Source organism: Caballeronia sp. LZ019, from assembly GCF_031450825.1.
Lineage (GTDB): Bacteria > Pseudomonadota > Gammaproteobacteria > Burkholderiales > Burkholderiaceae > Caballeronia.
Genome location: NZ_JARTVZ010000005.1, coordinates 1,566,008 through 1,587,112 on the forward strand (window position 1 = coordinate 1,566,008; position 21,105 = coordinate 1,587,112).

At 63.6% G+C, this 21,105-nt stretch carries 22 protein-coding genes and 1 tRNA gene; 6 read left to right on the forward strand and 17 right to left on the reverse strand.

Annotation, left to right across the window (positions count from 1 at the left end):
* Window positions 1-61 precede the first annotated feature (61 nt).
* The 6 genes from P9255_RS20805 to P9255_RS20830 form a co-directional block, all read right to left on the reverse strand.
* Window positions 62-676: a 50S ribosomal protein L25/general stress protein Ctc gene (locus P9255_RS20805; RefSeq protein ID WP_309763436.1), complete on the reverse strand. Its 615-nt coding sequence runs from the start codon at window positions 674-676 to the stop codon at window positions 62-64.
* A 147-nt stretch (window positions 677-823) separates the two neighbouring features.
* Window positions 824-1,777, reverse strand: coding sequence for a ribose-phosphate pyrophosphokinase (locus tag P9255_RS20810; protein WP_040053048.1), 954 nt, complete (start codon window positions 1,775-1,777; stop codon window positions 824-826).
* Window positions 1,778-1,825: 48 nt separating this feature from the next.
* Window positions 1,826-1,902, reverse strand: a tRNA-Gln gene (locus P9255_RS20815).
* 54 nt (window positions 1,903-1,956) lie between these two features.
* The gene (ispE, locus tag P9255_RS20820) at window positions 1,957-2,835 is read right to left on the reverse strand and encodes a 4-(cytidine 5'-diphospho)-2-C-methyl-D-erythritol kinase (RefSeq protein WP_309763435.1); all 879 of its coding nucleotides are present in this window, start codon (window positions 2,833-2,835) and stop codon (window positions 1,957-1,959) included.
* Between the two features lie 21 nt (window positions 2,836-2,856).
* Entirely contained in the window at window positions 2,857-3,492 is a 636-nt protein-coding gene (gene lolB / locus P9255_RS20825; RefSeq protein WP_309763434.1) for a lipoprotein insertase outer membrane protein LolB, read from the reverse strand.
* Window positions 3,492-5,348 (reverse strand): tetratricopeptide repeat protein, encoded by a 1,857-nt coding sequence (locus tag P9255_RS20830; RefSeq protein ID WP_309763433.1) that lies wholly within the window; start codon window positions 5,346-5,348, stop codon window positions 3,492-3,494. The genes lolB and P9255_RS20830 overlap by 1 nt, the downstream gene beginning before the upstream one ends.
* A gap of 85 nt (window positions 5,349-5,433) precedes the next feature.
* Between P9255_RS20830 and mutM the strand changes: the two genes are divergently transcribed.
* Entirely contained in the window at window positions 5,434-6,264 is an 831-nt protein-coding gene (gene mutM, locus P9255_RS20835) for a bifunctional DNA-formamidopyrimidine glycosylase/DNA-(apurinic or apyrimidinic site) lyase (RefSeq protein WP_309763432.1), read from the forward strand.
* 5 nt (window positions 6,265-6,269) lie between these two features.
* The gene (gene mutY, locus P9255_RS20840) at window positions 6,270-7,331 is read left to right on the forward strand and encodes an A/G-specific adenine glycosylase (RefSeq protein ID WP_309790393.1); all 1,062 of its coding nucleotides are present in this window, start codon (window positions 6,270-6,272) and stop codon (window positions 7,329-7,331) included.
* On the opposite strand, the gene P9255_RS20845 is transcribed toward mutY, so the two are convergent.
* The 11 genes from P9255_RS20845 to kdsD form a co-directional block, all read right to left on the reverse strand.
* Entirely contained in the window at window positions 7,328-7,960 is a 633-nt protein-coding gene (locus P9255_RS20845) for an LON peptidase substrate-binding domain-containing protein (RefSeq protein WP_309763430.1), read from the reverse strand. The genes mutY and P9255_RS20845 overlap by 4 nt on opposite strands.
* 32 nt (window positions 7,961-7,992) lie before the next feature.
* Window positions 7,993-8,889 carry an RNase adapter RapZ gene (gene rapZ / locus P9255_RS20850; RefSeq protein WP_309763429.1) on the reverse strand — a complete coding sequence of 299 codons (897 nt, stop codon included), beginning with the start codon at window positions 8,887-8,889 and terminating at the stop codon, window positions 7,993-7,995.
* A gap of 62 nt (window positions 8,890-8,951) precedes the next feature.
* A complete protein-coding gene (gene hprK, locus P9255_RS20855) occupies window positions 8,952-9,920 on the reverse strand; it encodes an HPr(Ser) kinase/phosphatase (protein WP_008351692.1) in 969 nt (322 codons plus the stop codon).
* Between the two features lie 181 nt (window positions 9,921-10,101).
* The gene (gene ptsN, locus P9255_RS20860) at window positions 10,102-10,557 is read right to left on the reverse strand and encodes a PTS IIA-like nitrogen regulatory protein PtsN (protein ID WP_309763428.1); all 456 of its coding nucleotides are present in this window, start codon (window positions 10,555-10,557) and stop codon (window positions 10,102-10,104) included.
* Between the two features lie 409 nt (window positions 10,558-10,966).
* Window positions 10,967-11,329 (reverse strand): ribosome hibernation-promoting factor, HPF/YfiA family, encoded by a 363-nt coding sequence (hpf, locus tag P9255_RS20865; protein ID WP_309763427.1) that lies wholly within the window; start codon window positions 11,327-11,329, stop codon window positions 10,967-10,969.
* A 184-nt stretch (window positions 11,330-11,513) separates the two neighbouring features.
* Window positions 11,514-13,031, reverse strand: coding sequence for an RNA polymerase factor sigma-54 (locus tag P9255_RS20870; RefSeq protein ID WP_309790394.1), 1,518 nt, complete (start codon window positions 13,029-13,031; stop codon window positions 11,514-11,516).
* 159 nt (window positions 13,032-13,190) lie between these two features.
* Window positions 13,191-13,973, reverse strand: a complete 783-nt coding sequence (lptB, locus tag P9255_RS20875; protein ID WP_309763425.1) for an LPS export ABC transporter ATP-binding protein — start codon at window positions 13,971-13,973, stop codon at window positions 13,191-13,193.
* Window positions 13,970-14,677: a lipopolysaccharide transport periplasmic protein LptA gene (gene lptA, locus P9255_RS20880; protein ID WP_404980381.1), complete on the reverse strand. Its 708-nt coding sequence runs from the start codon at window positions 14,675-14,677 to the stop codon at window positions 13,970-13,972. The genes lptB and lptA overlap by 4 nt, the downstream gene beginning before the upstream one ends.
* Before the next feature lie 36 nt (window positions 14,678-14,713).
* Window positions 14,714-15,316, reverse strand: a complete 603-nt coding sequence (lptC, locus tag P9255_RS20885) for an LPS export ABC transporter periplasmic protein LptC (RefSeq protein ID WP_309763424.1) — start codon at window positions 15,314-15,316, stop codon at window positions 14,714-14,716.
* Between the two features lie 4 nt (window positions 15,317-15,320).
* A complete protein-coding gene (locus P9255_RS20890) occupies window positions 15,321-15,860 on the reverse strand; it encodes an HAD family hydrolase (protein ID WP_309763423.1) in 540 nt (179 codons plus the stop codon).
* On the reverse strand, window positions 15,860-16,843 hold the full coding sequence (gene kdsD, locus P9255_RS20895) for an arabinose 5-phosphate isomerase KdsD (RefSeq protein WP_309763422.1): 984 nt from the start codon (window positions 16,841-16,843) through the stop codon (window positions 15,860-15,862). The genes P9255_RS20890 and kdsD overlap by 1 nt, the downstream gene beginning before the upstream one ends.
* Window positions 16,844-16,991: 148 nt before the next feature.
* On the opposite strand from kdsD, the gene P9255_RS20900 reads away from it, so the two are divergent.
* From P9255_RS20900 to P9255_RS20915, 4 genes are read left to right on the forward strand one after another with little or no spacing between them, the layout of a single operon-like run.
* Entirely contained in the window at window positions 16,992-18,986 is a 1,995-nt protein-coding gene (locus tag P9255_RS20900; protein ID WP_309763421.1) for a cation:proton antiporter, read from the forward strand.
* A gap of 56 nt (window positions 18,987-19,042) precedes the next feature.
* A complete protein-coding gene (locus tag P9255_RS20905; RefSeq protein WP_309763420.1) occupies window positions 19,043-19,609 on the forward strand; it encodes an adenine phosphoribosyltransferase in 567 nt (188 codons plus the stop codon).
* A gap of 1 nt (window position 19,610) precedes the next feature.
* Window positions 19,611-20,225 (forward strand): LysE family translocator, encoded by a 615-nt coding sequence (locus tag P9255_RS20910; protein ID WP_309763419.1) that lies wholly within the window; start codon window positions 19,611-19,613, stop codon window positions 20,223-20,225.
* A gap of 3 nt (window positions 20,226-20,228) precedes the next feature.
* Window positions 20,229-21,080 (forward strand): DUF4743 domain-containing protein, encoded by an 852-nt coding sequence (locus P9255_RS20915; RefSeq protein ID WP_309763418.1) that lies wholly within the window; start codon window positions 20,229-20,231, stop codon window positions 21,078-21,080.
* Window positions 21,081-21,105: the final 25 nt, after the last annotated feature.

Consider the following 21,105-nt stretch of genomic DNA (forward strand, 5'->3'; position numbering starts at 1 on the left):
TTGACCGTCCAGAGAACGGATCGAGAGGATACTACAGCGTGCTTGCGAAGCCGCTATGCCCTTAGGCAGCCGGCGTTTCGCCAGCAGCGTCGGCGGCTGCATCAGCCTGCTTCGCAGCCGGAACGGTCGCCGATGCCACCACCGGGTTTTCCGCTTCGACGTGCGCGGTCAACGCGACGCCCTTCGGCAGTGCGATGTCCTTCGCGTGCATCGTCTGGCCGGCTTCGATCTTGGCCAGATCGACTTCCAGGAACTCAGGCAGATCGCCCGGCAGGCATTCCACTTCCAGTTCCGTCGCGACGTGCGAGATGACAGCGCCCGACAGCTTCACAGCCGGGTTCGTCTCTTGGTTCATGAAGTGCAGCGGCACCTTGGTGTGCAGCTTCTTCGTGGCATCGACGCGCTGGAAGTCCACGTGCAGCACGAGCTGCTTGAACGGGTGATATTGCACATCGCGCAGCAGGACTTGTTGCGTGCTGCCGGCGACTTCCAGGTCGAGAATCGACGAATGGAAAACTTCCTTCTTCAGGGCGTGCCACAGGGCGTTGTGGTCCAGTTCGACCAGTTGAACATCCGCAACACCACCGTACACGATACCCGGGGTCTTGCCCGAGTTACGCAGGCGGCGGCTCGCACCCGTACCTTGCTGACTACGCTCGAAAGCGACGACTTTCATGTGTGACTCCTTGATCTGCCCGCGACCAGGCAGGGAAACTGGGATCGTCGATTATGCGATCCCAGGACAAACGGCGCGAACCTTCGTCCGTTCGCGCCGATTATGCAACAACGCGAAGCTCGAGCTTCGCGTTCCTTGCCAATACTTTTAGCCTTCGGCGAAGAGCGACATGACCGAGTCGCCGCGCCGGATTCGGGAGAACGTCTCCGCGAGCAGGCCCGCGCTCGACAGCGGCCGGATCTTCGGGCACGCCAGCGATTCCGCGGACAGCGGGATGGTATCGGTCACGACGAGTTCGTCGAGTTGCGATGCCGTGATGCGCTCCGCCGCGCCGCCCGAGAGAACGGGGTGCGTTGCGTAAGCGAAAACCTGCTTGGCGCCGCGATCCTTCAGCACTTGCGCTGCCTTGCAGAGCGTGCCGGCGGTATCGACCATGTCGTCCATGATGACGCAGGTGCGGCCTTCCACTTCACCGATGACGTTCATCACCTCGGCGACATTCGCCTTCGGACGACGCTTGTCGATGATCGCGAGGTCGGTGTTCATCTGCTTGGCGAGCGCACGTGCGCGCACCACACCGCCGACGTCCGGCGACACGACCAGCAGGTGGTCGTGATTCTGCTTGCGCAAGTCGCCGAGCAGAACGGGGGTAGCGTAGATGTTGTCGACGGGAATGTCGAAGAAGCCTTGAATCTGGTCGGCGTGAAGGTCCATCGTGATGACGCGATCGACGCCGGCAATTTCCAGCATGTTCGCGACGACCTTCGCCGAGATTGCCACGCGCGCCGAACGCGGACGGCGATCCTGACGCGCATAACCGAAGTAGGGGATGGCTGCGGTGATCCGGCCTGCGGATGCGCGCTTGAGCGCATCGACCATGATCATGAGTTCCATCAGGTTATCGTTCGTCGGTGCGCAGGTGGACTGAAGAACGAATACGTCTTTGCCTCGAACATTTTCCTGAATCTCGACCATGATCTCGCCGTCGGAGAAACGGCTGACCATCGCTTTGCCGAGAGGAATTCCAAGGATTTTGACGACTTCCTGAGCAAGCGCGGGATTTGCGTTGCCAGTAAAAACCATCAGGCCGTCACTGCTCATCGTGCACCTGTCTGCGGCTGGAGGCGAGAGGAAATGCTAGAGAAAGAATGGCAGGGGAGGAAGGACTCGAACCCTCGCATGCCGGAATCAAAATCCGGTGCCTTGACCAACTTGGCGACTCCCCTACACTTAACTTGAATCTTGCCGGGAAGTGTAGGACATACCCGACAAAACAAAACCTATGACGCGAAAGCGAAGAGAGGATGAGAATCCAGACTGCCTGTTACCACACTCTTCCAGCTTGCCGGCAGTTTGGCTTGCGCCATCTCTGCTTGTGCTCGGCTGGGGAAAGCAGCAAACACGCTTGCTCCAGATCCGGTCATTCGCGCCGGTGCGAGATTGGAAAACCACTCGAGCACCTTAGCAACTTCCGCGTACTTCCCTGCAACTACAGCCTGCATGTCGTTTCGACCGAAGCTGTCTGGCCAGTTTGTGTCTGACCTTTGTTGTGCAAGAAAGTCCGTTATTCTGGCGACTTCGGTATTCCTTGTCAAGGCCTTTTCCGAAAAAATCGCTGCGGTCGGAACGTGAACATTGGGAGTGACTACCAGGAAGAAGCGTTCTGGCAGTTCGACCGCCTGAAGCGTTTCACCTACTCCCTCTGCGAAAGCATTTTGCCCGAAGACAAAAAACGGCACGTCCGCGCCGAGTTGCAGGGCGAGATTCTGCAGAGTTTCACGCGAAAGGTCAACTCCCCAAAGACGATTCAACGCTAAAAGAGTTGTCGCGGCGTCGGAACTGCCTCCGCCGAGGCCCGCGCCCATCGGCAGACGCTTGTCGATCTCGATGTCCACGCCGTGACGGCTTCCCGTGTGCGTCTTGAGCAATCGCGCGGCCCGCACGACCAGATCGTCGTCCTGTGCGACGCCAGGGACGTCCGTCTTGCGCAGGACCTGGCCATCGTCGCGGCGGGTGAAATGCAGCACGTCGCCCCAGTCGAGCAGCTGGAAGACGGTCTGCAACGAGTGATAGCCATCCGGACGCCGGCCCGTGATGTGTAGAAACAGGTTCAGCTTCGCGGGCGCGAGACAGTCACGGATCGATTCGGTCGAGGACATGCAAAAGCAGCGAATAGGGCGTTATTGATCGAGCACGAGCTTGATGTCGAGCGGCGGTTCGTTGCGCGTGAGATTCAGGCGCTTGACGCCTGCAGCCGGCGCATCGGCGTAGGCCAGATAGTCGATTGTCCAGCCGTCCTGCCTGATTTCCTTAGGACGACCATTGGCCGACTCGGCATCGAGCGTGGTTTCCGCGCGTGAGGTCGGCGCAGCGGAGGGCTGCAGCCAGTATCGCAAGCCTTCGACCGGCAGCGCGAAGCCGAGCGTGTTCTGCATCAGGTTCGATACGTTGTCCGCATTGACCGGCTGACGATTCGGCAATTCGAGCGTAGCCAGCGACGGCGACGACGTGACGATCGCCATCGTCTGCCCGAGCGGGTTGCGCAGCTGAAGCGTGACCGTATCGCCCGTTTCCTGCCAGTCGAAGTTGCCGTAGGCGTTGCGCTGGACGCCGTTCTGGTCGTTGTACTGCACCGCGAAGCGGCCGTGATACGCACGGCTCGTCTGCGTCGCGAGCGAGGTGGATGCTGCCGATGTTGTCGGCAGGCGCGGCTGCATCGCACAGCCGGAGAGCGCGAGCGCGGCAGTCGCCGCAAAGCCGAGCGCGACGCGGCGAACAATATCAACGCGCGAGCCGGCAAACAATTCGAATGCCATCAAAGGTCGTTCACCTGCAGTCGTTTTAGCGTTTTGACGAGCGTGTCGTTATCCGGTTCGAGCTTTTGCGCCTGACGCCATGTGGCGCGCGCCTGATCCTGCTGCCCGGACTTCCACTGCACTTCGCCGAGGTGGGCGCCGATTTCGGCGTTCGGCTGAAGATCGTAAGCATTCTTGAGGATTTTCTCGGCTTCGGCCGAGTTGCCCTGTCGGAAGCGCGCCCAGCCCAGGCTGTCCATGATGAATGCGTCGTTCGGCGCAAGCGCGGCTGCCTTCTCGATCAACTGCACGGCCTCGTCGAGGCGCTGATTGCGATCGACCAGCGAGTACCCGAGCGCGTTGAACGCTTGCGGATTGGTCGGTTGCGTACGCATCAGCGTGCGCAACTGCGCTTCCATTACGTCGAAATGACCGTTCTTCTCGGCGGCCATCGCGTAGTCGTAGATGAGGTCGGGATCGTCGGGGAACGCGGCGACGGCCTTTGCCAGATTCTCTTCCGCGTCCTTGTAGCGGCGCGCTTCGAACAGGATGGCGGAATCGGTGCGGGCAAGCAACGCGAGTTCTCGCGGATCGGAACTTTGCAGGCTGCCGATCAGCGCACGCGCTTCGTCGACCTTGCCTTGCCTTGCGAGCAACTGCGCGCGCGTGACCTGCGCCGGCAGATACTGCTGGCTCGTGCGCGGAATCTTGTCGAGCCATTGGCCCGCCGCGTCTTCGTCCTTCTGTTCGAGCGAAAGCTGTGCGAGGTAGATGTACGCCTGCCCCGGATCGCCGCCCGGCGACTTCTCGGCGGCCTTCGCATACTGGTTCAGATAGTCCTTCGCCTTGTCGAACTGCTTCTTCTGAATGTTGATGAGGGCCAGCGCCATCAACGGCGTCAGGTCCTTCGAATCGTTCTTGCGCATGATCTCGAACTGCTTCTGCGCGTCGTCGAGTCTGTCGGACGACAGATACAACTGCGCCAGTGCGAGCCGCGCATCGTGCGACTTCGGATTCTTGTCGAGATACTTCTCGAACGAAGCGATACCTTCCGCGCGTTCCTGCGGCCCCATGCGCGCGAGCGTCAGCGCCGCCGGCAGATAGTCCGGACGAAGCTGCAACGCCTTTTCGAGCGATGCCTTCGCGCCCGGCTGATCGTCCGCGAGTAATTGCTGGCGCGCGAGCGCGAGCTGCGCTTCAGGGCGGTCCTGATCGTTTGCGATCAGATCCTTCAGCACATTGAGTCCGCCCACGCGATTCGGGCCTCGCGCGAGCAAGCTCTGCAGCGAGAGAATGGCATCGCCGCGCTGCTGCGGCGCGACCTTCGCGAGTTCGCGCTGCAGCGTGGGCTTCGCGTCGTCCGGCTTGCCGGACACGATCAGCAGCGACGCGCTCAGCTGGGCCGCACGATCCGAATGCGGCGCGAACTGCTGCCAGAGCTGCACGGACGTGAGCGCATCGTTGGGGCTTTGCGCGGCGATGGCGATTTCGGTCGCGCGCTGGGCGAAGCGCGGATCGTGCGTGTCGCGAGCGAGCGAGAGATACGTCTGATAGGCAGGCGCGGGCTGGCCACGCTGCAACGCGACTTCCGCCGCCAGCACCTGGAAGACGATCTGGCTGGACATCGCGACGTTCGGCAGGTCTTGCTGCTCCGCGCCGCTGACCGGTGCGGTCAGCGCATCGGCGGTGGTCTGGGCGGCGGCATCGTCGTCGCCCGGAACGGGCGTCGCGCCGGGCGCCTGTGCATGAGCGGGCGCGAACGCGAGCGCGGCCATGGCGATCGCCACCGCACCGGCAACGCGCGACATTGGCATGGCGAACGATTGCGCCAAGCCGGCCTGACGCTTCGAGAACAGCTTCATGACGAACGAGTTCATGGAAATCCAGACGATGTTTCAGTCGATTGTAACGCGGTCGCTAAAATACCGGCACACTCGCCCCAGCAAGTCTCTCTCCAGGAAAATGCCAGAACTGCCGGAAGTCGAAGTTACCCGCCGGGGAATCGAACCCTACGTCGCGGGAAGGCGCGTCGAACACGTTGACGTGCGCACGCCGGCGCTGCGCTGGCCCATCCCGCAGCACCTCGCAAGGACGCTCGCAGCGTTGAAGATCGACAAGGTCGAGCGGCGCGGCAAGTATCTGCTGTTCGAGACGGCGCAAGGCTGGCTCATCGTCCATCTCGGGATGACCGGCACGCTGCGCGTCTTGCGCAATGTGCCGCGACCGCCGGATGCCGCGAAACACGATCACGTCGATCTGGTCTTCGACGACTTCATCCTCCGCTTCCGCGATCCGCGCCGCTTCGGCGCCATTCTCTGGCATCCCCGCAGCGACGGCGACGTGCTCGATCATCCGCTGCTTGCGAGCCTCGGCGTCGAGCCGTTCTCGCCGGAGTTCTCTGGCGCGGTCCTGTTTCGGGCGACGCGCGGACGCAAGGTATCGGTGAAACAGGCGCTGCTGGCGGGGGATATCGTCGTGGGCGTGGGAAATATCTATGCGTCGGAGAGCCTCTTTCGCGCGGGTATCCGGCCGACGACCGCAGCCGGGCGCATCTCGCTCGTGCGTTATGACCTGCTCGCCGACGCCGTGCGCGCGACGCTCGCCGCGGCCATCGAAAAAGGCGGCAGCACGCTGCGCGATTTCGTCGGCAGCAACGGCGAGTCGGGATACTTCCAGCTCGACTACTTCGTCTATGATCGCGCGGGCCTGCCGTGTCACGTGTGCGGCACGGCGATCAGGCAAATCGTCCAGGGGCAGCGGTCGACGTACTTTTGTCCGCGCTGCCAACGCTAACTTTCATGCTCGCACTCAAAGATTTTTCCGCCCGTCTGATCGCGTGGCAAATGATTCACGGCCGGCATGACCTGCCGTGGCAGAACACGCGCGATGCGTATCGCATCTGGCTTTCGGAGATCATGCTGCAGCAGACGCAGGTTTCCACTGTCATCCCGTACTATGCGCGGTTTCTCGAACGATTCCCGACTGTGACCGTGCTCGCCCATGCGCTCATCGACGACGTCATGGCGCTGTGGGCCGGCCTCGGCTACTACTCGCGCGCGCGAAATCTGCATCGCTGCGCGCAGGTCGTCGCCTGTCAGCATGGCGGCGCGTTCCCGCAGACGGTCGATGCACTCGCGGAGTTGCCCGGCATCGGGCGATCGACGGCGGCGGCGATCGCATCGTTCGCGTTCGGCGCGCGGGCGACGATTCTCGACGGCAACGTAAAGCGCGTGCTTGCACGCGTGTTCGGCGTCGAAGGCTTTCCGGGCGAGAAGCGCGTCGAGAACGCGATGTGGACGCTGGCGGAATCGCTGTTGCCCGACGCTGCCGACAAGGAAGACGTCACCGCCTACACGCAAGGGCTGATGGATCTCGGTGCGACGCTCTGCGTGCGCGGCAAGCCGGATTGCGCACGCTGTCCGTTCGCCGCGGATTGCGTCGCGAATGTCGAGGGAAGGCAGCGCGAACTGCCGACTGCGCGCCCGAAGAAGGCGGTGCCGACCCGCAATACGTGGATGCTGGTACTGAAGGACGGAGATTCGATCCTGCTCGAAAAGCGTCCGCCGACGGGCATCTGGGGCGGCTTGTGGAGCCTGCCCGAAGCGCCCGACGAAGCGGCGCTCGTGGCTGTCGCCCGCAACTTCGGTGGCGAAGCGGATCTGGAGCGCCTCGCGCCGCTATCGCATACGTTCACGCACTTCAAGCTGCAGATCGAGCCTCGGCTCGGGCAGGCGCGCGGCGCGCCGGCAGAGGCGATGGATGCCGGCACCGTATGGGCGCCGCTATCGCGCATCGATTCGTTCGGCGTGCCCGCGCCCGTGCGCAAGCTGCTCGACGCGCTCACCGGCTCGCTGATCTAAAGCAGTTGATGATGCTGCATGTAGTGATGCACGACGTCGATGCGCGCGCCGGCATCGAGCAGCTCCATTAGCTTCTGGCGGGCGCGCATCGGGATCGGCAGGATTTCGGCGAGGCGGTTCGACACCCACGTGGGGTCGTCCAACAGAAAGGGCTCGACAAACGGCAGGTTCTGCGGCTCGCGCGTCCTGATCGTCTCGATGATCCGCTCCAGCACTTCCGCGCAGGCGCCGAACTTCGCGAGCGCCTCGGCGCCCTGCAGCGGACGATCCTCGCCGTATAGCTCCGCTGTGCCGACGAGGAGATTGCTCGGCTCGACGCGATGCGTGACCAGCCGGAAGCGTTCCGTGCCACGCGCCTGCACGAGCAGCAGCCCGAAAGTATCGACGTCGCATTCGGTGATTTCCGCGAGGCAGCCGACAGACTCGGGCACCGAAGGATCGCCCGGGGAGGCGATCTCATGCCCGCTCTTCAGCAGACACACGCCGAACGGCGTGCCCTCGCGCAGACAGGCCCGCGCCATGTCGAGGTAGCGCGCCTCGAAGATTTTGAGCGGCAGCATGCCGCCGGGGAACAGGACGGTGTGAAGCGGAAACAGCGGCAAGTCGGCTAGAACGGGATTCGAGGACATCGCGCCCCTCCAGGGTGGACCGCAAGCGGCGATCAGTTTCGCATGTGCGTCGCGCTGCCATCCACCGGGATGGGCGCATCACGATGCCGCACGATCACGTTTGCCTGCTCGCGAAAGCGCGCGGCAAGCGCCTCCGCGATATACACCGAACGATGCTGCCCGCCCGTGCAGCCGATCGCGACCGTCAGATAGCTGCGGTTGTCGTCGCGAAAGCGCGGCAGCCATTTACCGACGAATCCGCCGATATCGTCGATCATCTCGCCCGCCAGCGGCTGCGCGGACAGATAGTCGATGATCGGCTGATCGAGGCCCGTGAAAGGCCGCAGCTCGCGATCGTAGTAGGGATTCGGCAGCGTGCGGACGTCGAACACGAGATCGGCGTCGAGCGGCACGCCGCGCTTGAACCCGAACGATTCGAACATCAGCGTGAGATCGGCGGCGTCCGTTTCGACGAAGCGTTTCACCCATGCGCGCAGTACGTTCGCGCGCAGATTGCTGGTATCGATGTGGTGGCCGTATTCGGCGAGGCCCGCGACGAGTTCGCGCTCGCGCTCGATCGCTTCGCCGAGTGAATTCAGCACGCCGACGCTTGCGTCATGCACCGGCGGACCCGACAGCGGATGGCGGCGGCGCGTCTCCGAGAAACGCTGAATGAGCGATTGCGTGCTCGCGTTGAGAAACAGCACGCGCAGGTCGTAGGCGCTCGACAGGTTGTTGATGATCGCCGGGACTTCGTCGAGCGAAAGGCTGGAACGGGCGTCGATCGCGACGGCGAGCCGTTGCTGTCCTTCGCCCGCGAGATACGCGGCGAGGTCGGGCAGAAAGCGCGGAGGCAGGTTGTCGACGCAGTAGTAGCCGCCGTCTTCGAGCGCGTTCAGGGCGACGGACTTGCCGGAGCCGGAAATGCCGGTGATCAGGATGATACGCATGGGGATGTGCTCGTTCGCTTTATCTTAGCACCGGCATGTGAACGAATCTGGCCGCGCGCGCGTCAGATCAGTTTGCCGGGAAACTGGCTGTCCGGGTCCTGCATCGCGAGCCGCTGACGATCCATGAAGTCGCGCAACGTATCGATGCCGCGCAGTTGCAGAATCGTATTGCGCACGGCCGCCTCCACCAGCACCGCAAGGTTGCGGCCCGCCGCGACCTGAATCGTCACTTTGCTGATCGGCAGGCCGAGCACATCGACGGTCTGGCTCTCCAGCGGCAAGCGCTGGAACTCGCCGTCCGGACGGCGCACGAGCTGCACGATCAGCTTCAGCTTCATCTTCCGGCGCACGGCGGTTTCGCCGAAGATCGTCTTGATGTCGAGCAGGCCGAGACCACGCACCTCGAGCAGATTTTGCAGCAGCGGCGGGCAGCGTCCTTCGACGAAATCCGGGCCGAGCCGCACGAAATCGACGGCGTCGTCGGCCACCAGGCCGTGTCCGCGGCTGATCAGTTCGAGGCCGAGTTCGCTCTTGCCGAGGCCGGAATCGCCGGTGAGAAGCACGCCCATCCCGAGGATGTCGATGAACACGCCGTGCAGCGTCGCTCGCGGCGCGAGAATGCGCGACATATACGCGCGCAGGCTGTCGATGACCGCGGCCGCCGACATGCGCGTCGTGAAGAGCGGTGTGGACGAACGCGTGCAGCGAAGCACGAGTTCGGGCGGCGCGCCCACTTCGCCGGCAACGACCAGAAACGGCGGTTCGAGCGCGATCAGTTCGGCCATATGGCGCGAGCGGTCCTCGTCCGACTGGCGCTGGTAATAGTTGATCTCGGCGTCGCCGAGCACCTGGATGCGGTTGGGGTGAATCAGGTTCAGGTGGCCGACCAGGTCGGCACTGGACGTCGCGTTCGCGACCGTCTCGCTCGAGAACCCGCGTTCCCAGCCTTCATGCCCGGTAAGCCAACTGAGCTTCAGAGCGGCGGCGTTGTCGTCGAAAATACTTTGGGCGTTGATGCTGGACGTATCCATGAGGCCGGGACTCCGTTGGAAGCCGGGAGCAGCCTTCGCGTGTCGGAGCGGTCCGCTTCGATTCGCCGCATGGCGCTGCTTTTGACCGATTGTGCCGCAGAAGCACCGCCTGCGCGAGACGCCCGTGCGCCCCGAGCGGCGCGGGAGGCGCCCTGGATGCGGTCTGCCGGTACAGGCGCGATTACGGCTGCCATTGCGTGAGGACCTGATACAGCGCCTCACGATTTTCTTCCTTGTGCAGACGCTCGCGCGCCTCGACGTCGGAGAGCAGTTGCGCAATCTCCGAGAGGATTTCCAGATGCTGCTGCGTGGCCTGTTCGGGCACGAGCAGGAAGATCAGCAGCGACACGGGCTGCCCGTCCGGCGATTCGAACGCGACGGGTTCCGCCAGGCGCACGAAGGCAGCGAGCGGCTGCTTCAGCCCCTTGATGCGGCCATGCGGGATGGCGACGCCTTCACCGAGGCCAGTCGAGCCGAGGCGTTCACGAGCGAAGAGGTTGTCCGTAACGGTACTGCGGGCGATGCCGTTCTGGTTCTCGAAGATCAGGCCCGCTTGCTCGAATACGCGCTTCTTGCTTGTGACGGACAGTCCGAGAACGACATTCTCGATGGGAAGAAATTTGGCTAAACGATTCATGTTGGCAGGCTGATGCGTGGCCTGATAGCTCCTCATCGTGGCTGCTGTCTGAAAGCGCTCACGGCGATGATGAAACGAAAGGTGCGCTTGCGGCGTTCCCTGCAGCGTTCTGTTCGGCAACCCGAAAATAACCGGGCCATTATAGAACAGCCCATAGCGCGATGGTGCGCCGCGCCATGACGTATCGCTGCATTGGAATGTGCAGCACAAAGTTCAGAAAATCAATGCTTTGTGCCACGCCGCCACGCAAAGTGCAACGAAAAAGCCGCCAATCGGCGGCTTTGACGGGTTGCGAGTCCGCCGGGGCGCTCCGGCGATTCGAGGAAGTCTTCGAATTACGCCCGCCGTTTCACAGGCGGGCTTGCCGGTCATGCGCCTGACGACGCTCGCGGGTTCCTGTCCGTTGCGCTCACGGCGACGGCGCTTCGCTCTGGTGCACTTCGTCGCGATACTTCACGGCTTCATGGGCGTGGCCCTGAATTTTGTCCTTGTGTCTGATGACCTGCCGGTCCAGCTTGTCGACCATCAGGTCGATCGCCGCGTACATATCAGCGTCACAACTCTCGATGAAGATGTCCTTGCCCTTCAGGTGAAGGTTGATTTCCGCCTTGTTGCGCTTGTCCTTTTCCCTACTATGAGTGTCGACCGAGAGGACAACGTTGGCATCCATCACTTGATCGAAATGACGGAGCACTCTGTCCAGCTTCGTGATCACAAACTCGCGCAACGCAGGCGTCAATTCGAGGTGGTGTCCACTGATCTTCAGATTCATAGTTGCTCTCCAAGCTAATGGCCGTTGAACCACGGCGGCTTGCCCGATACCGGTCGGCGGGGCGCCCGTCCGTGTGCTGTCTGATGACGCGCAAGGAACGGGCCGCACCGGCCGGCTCGTACTCGCTCGCGCGATACGGCCGGTAAAAATCCGCCACGACATGCGGCGGATCACAGAGACGGGATCAAAGAGACTTGCGCAGATTCACTGCGGGGATTCTGAGCGCTTCGCGGTACTTGGCAACGGTGCGCCGCGCAACCACGAAGCCCTGTTCCGCCAGCAGTTCGGCGATGCGGCTGTCTGAAAGAGGAGTTTTAGGGTCTTCCGCTCCTATCAGTTGCTTGATGAGGGCACGAATGGCCGTTGACGACGCCGCGCCCCCCGTGTCGGTCGAAACGTGCGATCCGAAGAAGTACTTAAATTCAAGCGTCCCGAATGGGGTGAGCATGTACTTCCCGGTCGTCACGCGCGAAACCGTCGATTCGTGCAAGCCCAGCGTATCAGCAATTTCCCTTAAAACCAAGGGCCGCATGGCGATTTCGCCATGTGCGAAGAAGTTCTTCTGACGTTCGACAATAGCCTGCGCGACACGCAAAATGGTCTCGAAACGCTGCTGGATGTTCTTGATCAGCCAGCGCGCTTCCTGCAATTGCTGACGCAGTGAACCGCTGCCGGGATCGCCGCGATTGTTCCGCAGGATATTCGCGTACAGGTGGTTGATCCGGAGCTTCGGCACGATCTCCGGATTCAGCTCCGCCGTCCAGCCGCCCGCCAACTTGCGCACGAGAATGTCGGGCACCACGTAGTCCGCTTCGCTCTTGCCGTACGCGGCGCCCGGAAACGGCTCGAGCGATTTGATCAGCAAGTGCGCTTCCCGCAGCGCATCGTCGCTAGCCTTGAGTTGCTTGCGCAGCCGCGTGAAGTCGCGCGCGGCGAGCAATTCCAGGTGATTCGTGACGATATCGAGCGCCAATGTTCGCGTGGGAGAGGCATCGAGCCGCAGTAACTGCAGCTTCAGGCATTCCGACGCCGACCGCCCCCCGACACCCGGCGGGTCGAAGCTCTGCAGCAACGCCAGTGCCGCGCTGAGTTCATCGACATCCACTTCCAGCTCGTCCGGCAAATCCGCCTGAATCTCGTCGAGCGAAGCGGTCAGATAACCGTCCTCGTCGAGCGATTCGATGAGGAACGTGATGAGCGCGCGATCGCGCTGATTCGCCTGCGTCATGCGCAGTTGCGCGGTCAGATGATCGCGCAGCGTGGTTGTCGATTCGTGGATCTGGAGCGGCGGGAGATCGTCGTCATCCGACGCGTTGTTCGAGCGGCCATAGTCTTCCAGATTCCACGAACTGGAATCCGTGCCGCCGTCTGAACTCATGCCGTTGTATTCGTCGACGCCCCGCGGCTCGCTATTTTCCGAACGTTCGGAACTCGATGACGTCGAGCTGGAGCCGTTGTTCATCATCGGCTCGGGCGCGGCGCCGCTGGCAGCGGGCGAGGTGATGAGCGAACCGTCGGCGGCGACGCGCAGCGGGCTCGCGATCCAGTCGTCTTCGTTTTCCAGCAGCGGGTTCTGCGCGACGGCCATTGCCACTTCCTGCTGCAATTCGAGCGTCAACAACTGCAGCAGCCGGATGGACTGCTGCAGTTGCGGGGTCAGCGCAAGATGCTGCGATAGGCGGAGTTGGAGGCTGGCTTTCATGGCAAAGTTTTATTCATTGTAGAGAGTTTGCCACGCGCGCGAAACCTCGCAGCGAATCCAAAAAAGCGCGTGCCGCCTCGGCGGGCGGCACGTAAGTTTTGCTACTGTCGTTCGATGCGGCGTGCTGATCGGTCGATCATCCGCATCGCGGGATGGGCGCTACATGCGGAAATGTTCGCCGAGATACACGCGGCGCACGCTCTCGTTCTCGATGATCTCGCTCGGCGCGCCGGCCGCGAGCACGGTGCCGTCGCTGATGATGTACGCATGGTCGCAGATGCCGAGCGTCTCGCGCACGTTGTGATCCGTGATGAGCACGCCGATGTTGCGCTGCTTCAGGAACTTCACGATCTTCTGAATTTCCAGCACGGCGATCGGATCGACGCCCGCGAACGGCTCGTCGAGCAGGATGAAGCTCGGATTCGTAGCGAGCGCCCGCGCAATTTCCACGCGACGCCGTTCGCCACCCGACAGCGACAGCGCCGGATTCTCGCGCAGATGCGCAATCTGCAGTTCGTCGAGCAGCGCTTCTGCGCGCTGCGTGATGACGTCCTTCGACAGCCGCTTGCCCGACGCGTCCGTTTGCAGTTCGAGCACCGCGCGGATGTTCTGCTCGACGGTCAGCTTCCTGAACACCGATGCTTCCTGCGGCAGATACGACAGCCCGAGGTGCGCGCGCTGATGAATCGGCAGCAGGCTGATGGAGTTGCCGTCGAGGTCGATGTCGCCGGCATCGAGCGGCACGAGGCCGACGATCATATAGAACGACGTGGTTTTGCCCGCGCCGTTCGGCCCGAGCAGACCGACTACTTCGCCGCTCTTCACGTCGAGCGACACGTCCTTGACCACCGTTCGCGAGCCGTAACGCTTCTTCAGATTGCGGACGACGAGCGAGCTCGACTTGCCGTCCGGCTTGGCTTGAGGCGTGGCGGAGGCGTTCACTGCTGCGGCGTTCCTTGAATGGTGGTTGACGGTGCGAGGGTCGCGGGCGATCCGTTGAGCGGCGCGGCGCCGCCCGAACGCGGCGCGAGCATCGCGCGCACGCGGCCGCTCGGATTGCCGGGACCGGCGACGTCCTTGCCTGCCGATGCGGTATAGAAGTCCTTCTGACCGTCGTAGGTGATGACGCTGCCGCGCACCTCGTCCTGAACCGTCGTCAGGCCCTGCAGGCGGCGCACGACGGCCCGCGTCGTCAGCTTGGTGAAGTCGTTCTTGCCGTCATAGTCGATACGCACGGCGTTGCCTTCGATGTACTCGTTGACGTTGTCCCGCTTCTGCCGGAAGTACGAGAGCGAATTGCCGCTCGACGTGCCCGTCGCGTATTGATAACCCTGCGGGTCCTGCGTCACCTCGACGCGATCGGCGCGGATGATGATGGTGCCTTTCGTCGCGACGACATGACCGGTGAAGACATTCTTCTGGTTCAGATCGTCGTAGGACATATTGTCCGCTTCGATGTTGAGCGGCTTGTCGCGATCGGCCTTTTCGGCGTGCGCGGCCGGCGCGAAACCCGCGAGCGGCAGCGCGACGAGCGTGGCGACGGCGGCGGACAGCGCGGCTCGCATCACCCGCCTGGCGCATGCAGCGCGGTGCGCGAGGGTTGCGCGCACGGGGCCGCCAGCGGGACGAAGGAAGCTTTGATTCATGCAGTCACAGTTCGGAAGGAATGTCCCGGGATCGGATTACCTGGAAGCGCCGCCGTTGATATCCGAGGCGGCGATGGCGCCGCGCACGTTACCGAAGAGCTTCATTTCCCGGGTGACGTTGTTGTAGTTCATGCCGTTGGCGGTCATCACCGACGGACCGCGCTGAAGTTTAACCGGCTTTTCCGTTTCGATGACATCGTCGTTCACCAGCACGCGAAAATGCTGCGAATCCGCCTGCATCTGCGGATCGCCGAAACCGGCGGCGCGAAGAATCCGCGCGTTGTCGTACAGATCGACGATGGAAACGTCGCCGTTCACCGTGCCGCGCTCCGCCGTGGCGGTGACGGTCGGCTTCTGCGGCTGGAACATGCGCATGGCCGGCAGCGTCAGCTCGCTGATTTCATCGTCCTCGTAGTGAAGCATCGATTTCGCGGTCAGGCGATATTGCGTGGTGCCGGTCGTATCAAGTTCGGAGACGGAGAAGTTGTCCGCGAAGTAGTCGGGCGTGTGGCGCTTCGCCTGCTCCGGCGCTTCGGGCGCGGACGGCAGCGTCGCCTGCAGCAGCCAGTAGGTGATGCCCGCGAGCGCCGCCATCGCGAGCAGCGGCAGGAGCGAGGCGAGGCGTCGGGTGTGCGGCATCGTGTCAGGCTCCGAGCGCTGCGGCGAGCATGTCGTCGTAGCGGCCTTGCGCGCGCAGGATTGCATCGCAGACTTCGCGCACGGCGCCGTGGCCGCCACGCAGCGTCGCGACGAAGTGGACGCGCTGCACGACTTCGGGATGCGCGTTCGCCGGCGCGGCCGCGAAGCCGCAGCGGCCCATCACGGCGAGATCGGGCCAGTCGTCGCCCATGTAGCCGGCGTCGGTGGCGGAAATGCCGGTCTTCGCGAGCAGTTCTTCGAGCGCGACGGTCTTGTCTTCGACGCCCTGATAGAGATGCGTGATGCCCAGTTCCTTCGCCCGCGCCGCGACGATGCCCGACTGCCGCCCGGTGATGATCGCCGTCTGCACGCCGATGCGCTCCAGTTGCTTCAGGCCATAGCCGTCGAGCGAATTGAACGACTTCATCGTGTCGCCGGTGGCGGTGAAGTACAGGCTGCCGTCGGTGAAGACGCCGTCGATATCGAACGCCATGAGCCGGATGCGGCTCGCGCGCTCGACGGCGGGGGAAGGCTTCTGCGCCATCAAATTACCTTCTTGGAGAAGAGGTCGTGCATGTTCAGTGCGCCGATCAGCGTCGCGTTTTCGTCGACGACCAGCATCTGATTGATGCGATAACGCTCCATCAGTTCCACGGCTTCGACGGCGAGATGGTCCGGGCCGATCGTGCGCGGATTGCGCGTCATCACGTCGGCGAGCTTCAGCGAACGGAAGTCGCCGTCGCGCTGAAGGATGCGGCGCAGGTCGCCGTCCGTGAAGATGCCTTCGACGTGCCGGTTTTCGTTCACCACGGCGGTCATGCCCATGCGCTTGTCGGTGATCTGGAACAGCGCGTCCGATACGGTCGCGCCGAGCGGCACGAGCGGGATTTCATCGCCGATGCGCATCACGTCGCGCACGTAGGTCAACAAGCGCCGGCCGAGCGCGCCGCCGGGATGCGAGCGCGCGAAGTCGTCGGGGCCGAAGCCGCGCGCGTCGAGCACGGCGACGGCGAGCGCATCGCCGAGCGCCATCGCGGCCGTGGTGCTGGCCGTGGGCGCGAGGTTCATCGGGCAGGCTTCTTTTTCGACGCGCGCGTTCAGATGCATGTCCGCCAGTTGCGCGAGGCTCGATTCGGGACGCCCCGTAATGGCGATGAGTTTCGCACCGAGGCGCTTGATGAGCGGCAGGATGGCGACGAGTTCTTCGGTCTCGCCGGAGTTGGACAGCGCGATAAATATGTCGTCGGCGGTGACCATGCCGAGGTCGCCGTGGCTCGCTTCGGCCGGATGCACGAAGAACGCCGGCGTGCCGGTGCTCGCGAGCGTCGCTGCGAATTTGCGCGCGACGTGTCCCGACTTGCCGATGCCCGACACGACCACCCGCCCGCGACAGCCGAGCAACGTTTCGACTGCGCTCGTGAAGTTGTGGTCGAGAAGGTCTGAGAGCCCGCGAACGGCGTCGGCTTCGATCTGAATTACGTTGCGAGCCAGCGCCAGCGCCCGGTCGCCATTGATTTTCGCTATCATTCGCGGAGTATACCAAAGGCGTTTCTTCGCCGCGCCGCATGGAGCGTGGCGTTCGCCCCCGAAACTCCCTGGCGCCAGGGGCTTTTTCTAGACGCCGGATGCGTGTTTCACGCGTTTCGGAAAACTGACGAACGAGGACGCTGGACGGATGACCTCCCCGCTGGAATTGACGCTGTTGTTGCTGCTGTGTTCGGTGGCGGGCGTCGTGATTTTTCGCTTCTTCAACCTTCCGCCGATGCTCGGTTATCTGGCGGTCGGCATCATCGTAGGTCCGCACGCGGCCGGTATCGCGCCCGACGCCGAGCAGGCCCAGCATCTCGCCGAATTCGGCGTCGTGTTCCTGATGTTCTCCATCGGCCTCGAATTCTCGCTCGCCAAGCTGCGAACCATGCGGCGCATCGTGTTCGGCCTCGGCGCGAGCCAGGTCGCCGCGACCATCGTGCTTGCGCTGCTGTTCGGCTGGATCGCGCATTTCTGGGTCAGCATGTCGTGGCAGGCGAGCTTTGCGCTGGGCGGCGCGCTGTCGATGTCCTCCACAGCGATCGTGAGCAAGCTGCTCGCCGAGCGGCTGGAACTCGAATCGGAGCATGGCCGCAATATCTTCGGCGTGCTGCTTTTTCAGGATCTGGCCGTGGTGCCGCTGCTCATCATCATCGCGGCGTTCGGCAACGGCAATTCGTCGCAGCTCGCGATGTGGCTCGGCATCGCGGCGGTGAAGATCGTCGTCGCACTGACGGTGCTGCTCTTCATCGGCCAGAAGTTCATGACGCGCTGGTTCGACCTGGTCGCGCGCCGCCGTTCGCAAGAGCTGTTCATGCTGAACCTGCTGCTGGTTACGCTCGGCGCGGCGTTCATCACCGACAAGTTCGGGCTGTCGCTTGCGCTCGGCGCGTTCATCGCGGGGATGCTGATTGCGGAGACGCCGTATCGGCATCAGGTGGAGGAGGACATCAAGCCGTTTCGCGACGTGCTGCTCGGCCTCTTCTTCGTGACGACCGGCATGCTGCTGAATCCGCGCGTGATCTGGGAGCATCCGTTCCTGGTGCTCGCGTTCTTCGTCGTGCCCATTCTGCTCAAGGCCGTGATCGTCACCGGGCTCGCGCGGCTATTCGGTTCGCCGCCCGGCGTTGCGATGCGTACCGGTCTCGGGCTCGCGCAGGCGGGCGAATTCGGCTTCGTGCTGCTCAATCTGATTCTGGATTCGCATCTCGTCGATCCGACCATCCTGCAGGCGCTGCTTTCGGCGATGCTGCTTTCGATGCTCGCCGCGCCGTTCATTATCCAGAACGCGGACCGGATCGTGCTGCGTCTGTCGTCGACGGAATGGATGCTGCAATCGCTGCAGATGACGAAGATCGCGACGCAAAGCCTCAAGCAGAGCGGCCACGTGATCATCTGCGGATACGGCCGCGCGGGACAGAATCTGGCGCGCATGCTGGAGCAGGAAGGCATTTCCTATGTGGCGCTGGACCTAGACCCGGATCGCGTCGCGGCGGCGGCGGCGGCGGGCGAATCGGTCGTGTTCGGCGATGCCGGGCGGCGCGAATCGCTCGGCGCGGCGGGCCTGAACCGCGCGGCGGCGGTTGCGATCACGTATGCGAACACGCCGTCCGCGATGCGCGTGCTGCACAACATCCACGAACTCGCGCCGACGCTGCCGGTCATCGTCCGCACCGTTGACGACGCCGATCTCGAAAAGCTGACGGCGGCGGGCGCGACCGAAGTGATTCCGGAGATCGTCGAAGGCAGCCTGATGCTCGCGTCGCACACGCTGGTGCTCATGGGCGTGCCGATGCGCCGCGTGGTGCGCCGCGTCGAAGAAATGCGCGACGCGCGTTACAGCCTGCTGCGTGGCTACTTCCACGGCGCGGACGACTTCGAGGACGACGATGGCCACGAGCAGGTGCGGCTACAATCCGTACCCATCGACGAGAAATCAGAGGCCGTCGGACACTCGCTCGACGATCTCGGTCTTGTCGGCAATGGTGTCGAGGTGACCGCGATCCGGCGTCACGGCATCCGGGGCGTCGAACCCGACCCCGACACGAAGTTGCGCGCGAACGATATCGTCGTTCTGCGCGGTCTGCCCGAAGTGCTTGCGCAAGCCGAGGAACGGCTCTCGCGCAATCGCCGGGCGGCGTAGTCTCCTCTTTATTCAGGCGGCGCGCGGCCTCACAGCGCGGACATCCCGGAGAAGTCATGTTTCATATCCCTTCGAGCGCCCCGTCCGACGCCGCGCGCTTCATCAAGGAACGCGTGCGTACCGTCGAAAACTGGCCGCAGCCCGGCGTGCAGTTCCGCGACATCACGCCCGTGCTGCAGGACCGGAAGGCGCTGCGCACGCTGATCGACCTGTTCGTGCAGCGTTACATCGACGCCGACGTGAACGTGATCGCCGGCATGGACGCGCGCGGTTTCATCATCGGGCCGATTCTCGCGTACGAACTGAGTCTCGGCTTCGTGCCGATCCGCAAGAAGGGCAAGCTGCCGTATCGCACGCTGTCGCAGTCTTACGAGCTGGAGTACGGCAGCGCGACCGTCGAGATTCACGAGGATGCGTGCAAGCCCGGCGATCGCGTCGTGATCGTCGACGATCTCGTCGCCACCGGCGGCACGATGATGGCCGGCAAGATCCTGCTCGAACGGCTCGGCGCGCAAGTCGTCGAAGCGGCGGCGATCATCGACCTGCCCGATCTCGGTGGATCGAAATTGCTGCGCGACGGCGGCTTGCCGCTCTACACCGTCTGCGAGTTCGGAGGCCACTGACATGCCGAATTTCCTGCTGTTTCTCGCGGCCTCCGTTGCGATCACCGTCGCGCCGGGGCCGGACAACCTGCAGGTGCTCGCGCGCGGCATCTCGCAAGGACGGCTCGCGGGCGTCGTCGCCGCACTCGGCTTTGCCTGCGGCGTGATCTTTCACACGACCCTCGCGGCGCTCGGCGTCGCGGCGCTGTTGCGTTCGTCGCCGGTCGCGTTCCAGGCGGTGAAGCTCGCCGGCGCGGCGTATCTCGTGTGGATCGGCATCAAGGCGCTGAGAAGCCACGGGCTTGCGACGGCGCACGAGCGGCCGAGTCAGCCGCTGTCAACGGTCTTCCGCCAGAGCGTGATCGGGAATCTGCTGAATCCGAAAGTCACGCTCTTCTTCATCGTGTTCTTGCCGCAGTTCGTCGATCCGCACGGCGCGCAAAGCGTGATGCTGCAGATGTTCGAACTGGGCGGCGTGTTCATGCTGCAGACCGTCGCGGTCTTCTCGATGTTCGGCATCGGCGCAGGAATGATCGGCGCGTGGCTGAAGCGCCGTCCGCGCGTCGGCGCGTGGCTCGATCGGCTCGCGGGCGTGACGTTCATCGCGCTGGGCCTTCGCGTCGCGCTCAAGGACTGACACATGAGCCTGCCTTCGATCATCGCGGCGCGCCGCTTCGACGCTTCAGCGCACACGCCGTTTTTCATCGGCGATCGGCGCGTCGGCTGGATCCGCCGCGCGGATGTCGCCTTGCTCGCGCGCTGGCCCGAGACTTTCGTGATCGACGGCCCGGCCGTGCGTCTGCACCCGACGCTCGGCAATGCGGATACGCGCACCGCCGCGCTCGCCACGGTCATCGCCGCGCTTCACGCCGACGGCAGGATTCCCGGCTGGCGCGACGAAACGTACGCGATCCGCAACCAGTTCGACGACGCGCCGCTCGCGTTCATCGAGCGCGCGGCCTCTCGCTTCTTCGGCACGATGACCTACGCGGTGCATCTGAACGGCATCGTAAAATATCGAGATAGCGCGCCGCAGCTGTGGATCGCGCGTCGCAGCGACACGAAGGCGACCGATCCCGGCAAGCTGGACAACGTCGTGGCGGGCGGCATCGGCTGGGGAATGGGCGTCGAGCCGACGCTCGTCAAGGAATGCTGGGAGGAAGCGGGCATGCCTGCGGAACTGGCGTCAACGGCCACGCCCGGCGGCGTCTTCCATGTGCTGCAAACCATTCCCGAAGGTACGCAGGCGGAGCAGCTCTTCGTGTACGACGTCGTGTTGCCGGAGGACTTCGTTCCGCGCAATCAGGACGGCGAGGTCGGCGAACATCGGCTTGCGCGCATCGACGAGGTCGCGCGGTGGATCGAAGAGGGCGAGCTCACTGTCGATGCGAGCCTCGCGACGCTCGACTGCTTCCTGCGCCATCGATGGATCGACGACGACGCCTGCGAAGGGATCGCCGCGCTTCATGCGCCGCCGCAACTGAACAAATGAACAAGCGAACAAGCAAGGAGTGACC

Excerpts from the sequence above, each read along its gene's own strand:
- P9255_RS20805 (WP_309763436.1), bottom strand. The coding sequence starts at position 676 with ATGAAAGTCGTCGCTTTCGAGCGTAGTCAGCAAGGTACGGGTGCGAGC.
- P9255_RS20810 (WP_040053048.1), bottom strand. The coding sequence starts at position 1,777 with ATGAGCAGTGACGGCCTGATGGTTTTTACTGGCAACGCAAATCCCGCG.
- ispE (WP_309763435.1), bottom strand. The coding sequence starts at position 2,835 with ATGTCCTCGACCGAATCGATCCGTGACTGTCTCGCGCCCGCGAAGCTG.
- lolB (WP_309763434.1), bottom strand. The coding sequence starts at position 3,492 with ATGGCATTCGAATTGTTTGCCGGCTCGCGCGTTGATATTGTTCGCCGC.
- P9255_RS20830 (WP_309763433.1), bottom strand. The coding sequence starts at position 5,348 with ATGAACTCGTTCGTCATGAAGCTGTTCTCGAAGCGTCAGGCCGGCTTG.
- mutM (WP_309763432.1), top strand. The coding sequence starts at position 5,434 with ATGCCAGAACTGCCGGAAGTCGAAGTTACCCGCCGGGGAATCGAACCC.
- mutY (WP_309790393.1), top strand. The coding sequence starts at position 6,270 with ATGCTCGCACTCAAAGATTTTTCCGCCCGTCTGATCGCGTGGCAAATG.
- P9255_RS20845 (WP_309763430.1), bottom strand. The coding sequence starts at position 7,960 with ATGTCCTCGAATCCCGTTCTAGCCGACTTGCCGCTGTTTCCGCTTCAC.
- rapZ (WP_309763429.1), bottom strand. The coding sequence starts at position 8,889 with ATGCGTATCATCCTGATCACCGGCATTTCCGGCTCCGGCAAGTCCGTC.
- hprK (WP_008351692.1), bottom strand. The coding sequence starts at position 9,920 with ATGGATACGTCCAGCATCAACGCCCAAAGTATTTTCGACGACAACGCC.
- ptsN (WP_309763428.1), bottom strand. The coding sequence starts at position 10,557 with ATGAATCGTTTAGCCAAATTTCTTCCCATCGAGAATGTCGTTCTCGGA.
- hpf (WP_309763427.1), bottom strand. The coding sequence starts at position 11,329 with ATGAATCTGAAGATCAGTGGACACCACCTCGAATTGACGCCTGCGTTG.
- P9255_RS20870 (WP_309790394.1), bottom strand. The coding sequence starts at position 13,031 with ATGAAAGCCAGCCTCCAACTCCGCCTATCGCAGCATCTTGCGCTGACC.
- lptA (WP_404980381.1), bottom strand. The coding sequence starts at position 14,677 with ATGAATCAAAGCTTCCTTCGTCCCGCTGGCGGCCCCGTGCGCGCAACC.
- lptC (WP_309763424.1), bottom strand. The coding sequence starts at position 15,316 with ATGCCGCACACCCGACGCCTCGCCTCGCTCCTGCCGCTGCTCGCGATG.
- P9255_RS20890 (WP_309763423.1), bottom strand. The coding sequence starts at position 15,860 with ATGGCGCAGAAGCCTTCCCCCGCCGTCGAGCGCGCGAGCCGCATCCGG.
- kdsD (WP_309763422.1), bottom strand. The coding sequence starts at position 16,843 with ATGATAGCGAAAATCAATGGCGACCGGGCGCTGGCGCTGGCTCGCAAC.
- P9255_RS20900 (WP_309763421.1), top strand. The coding sequence starts at position 16,992 with ATGACCTCCCCGCTGGAATTGACGCTGTTGTTGCTGCTGTGTTCGGTG.
- P9255_RS20905 (WP_309763420.1), top strand. The coding sequence starts at position 19,043 with ATGTTTCATATCCCTTCGAGCGCCCCGTCCGACGCCGCGCGCTTCATC.
- P9255_RS20910 (WP_309763419.1), top strand. The coding sequence starts at position 19,611 with ATGCCGAATTTCCTGCTGTTTCTCGCGGCCTCCGTTGCGATCACCGTC.
- P9255_RS20915 (WP_309763418.1), top strand. The coding sequence starts at position 20,229 with ATGAGCCTGCCTTCGATCATCGCGGCGCGCCGCTTCGACGCTTCAGCG.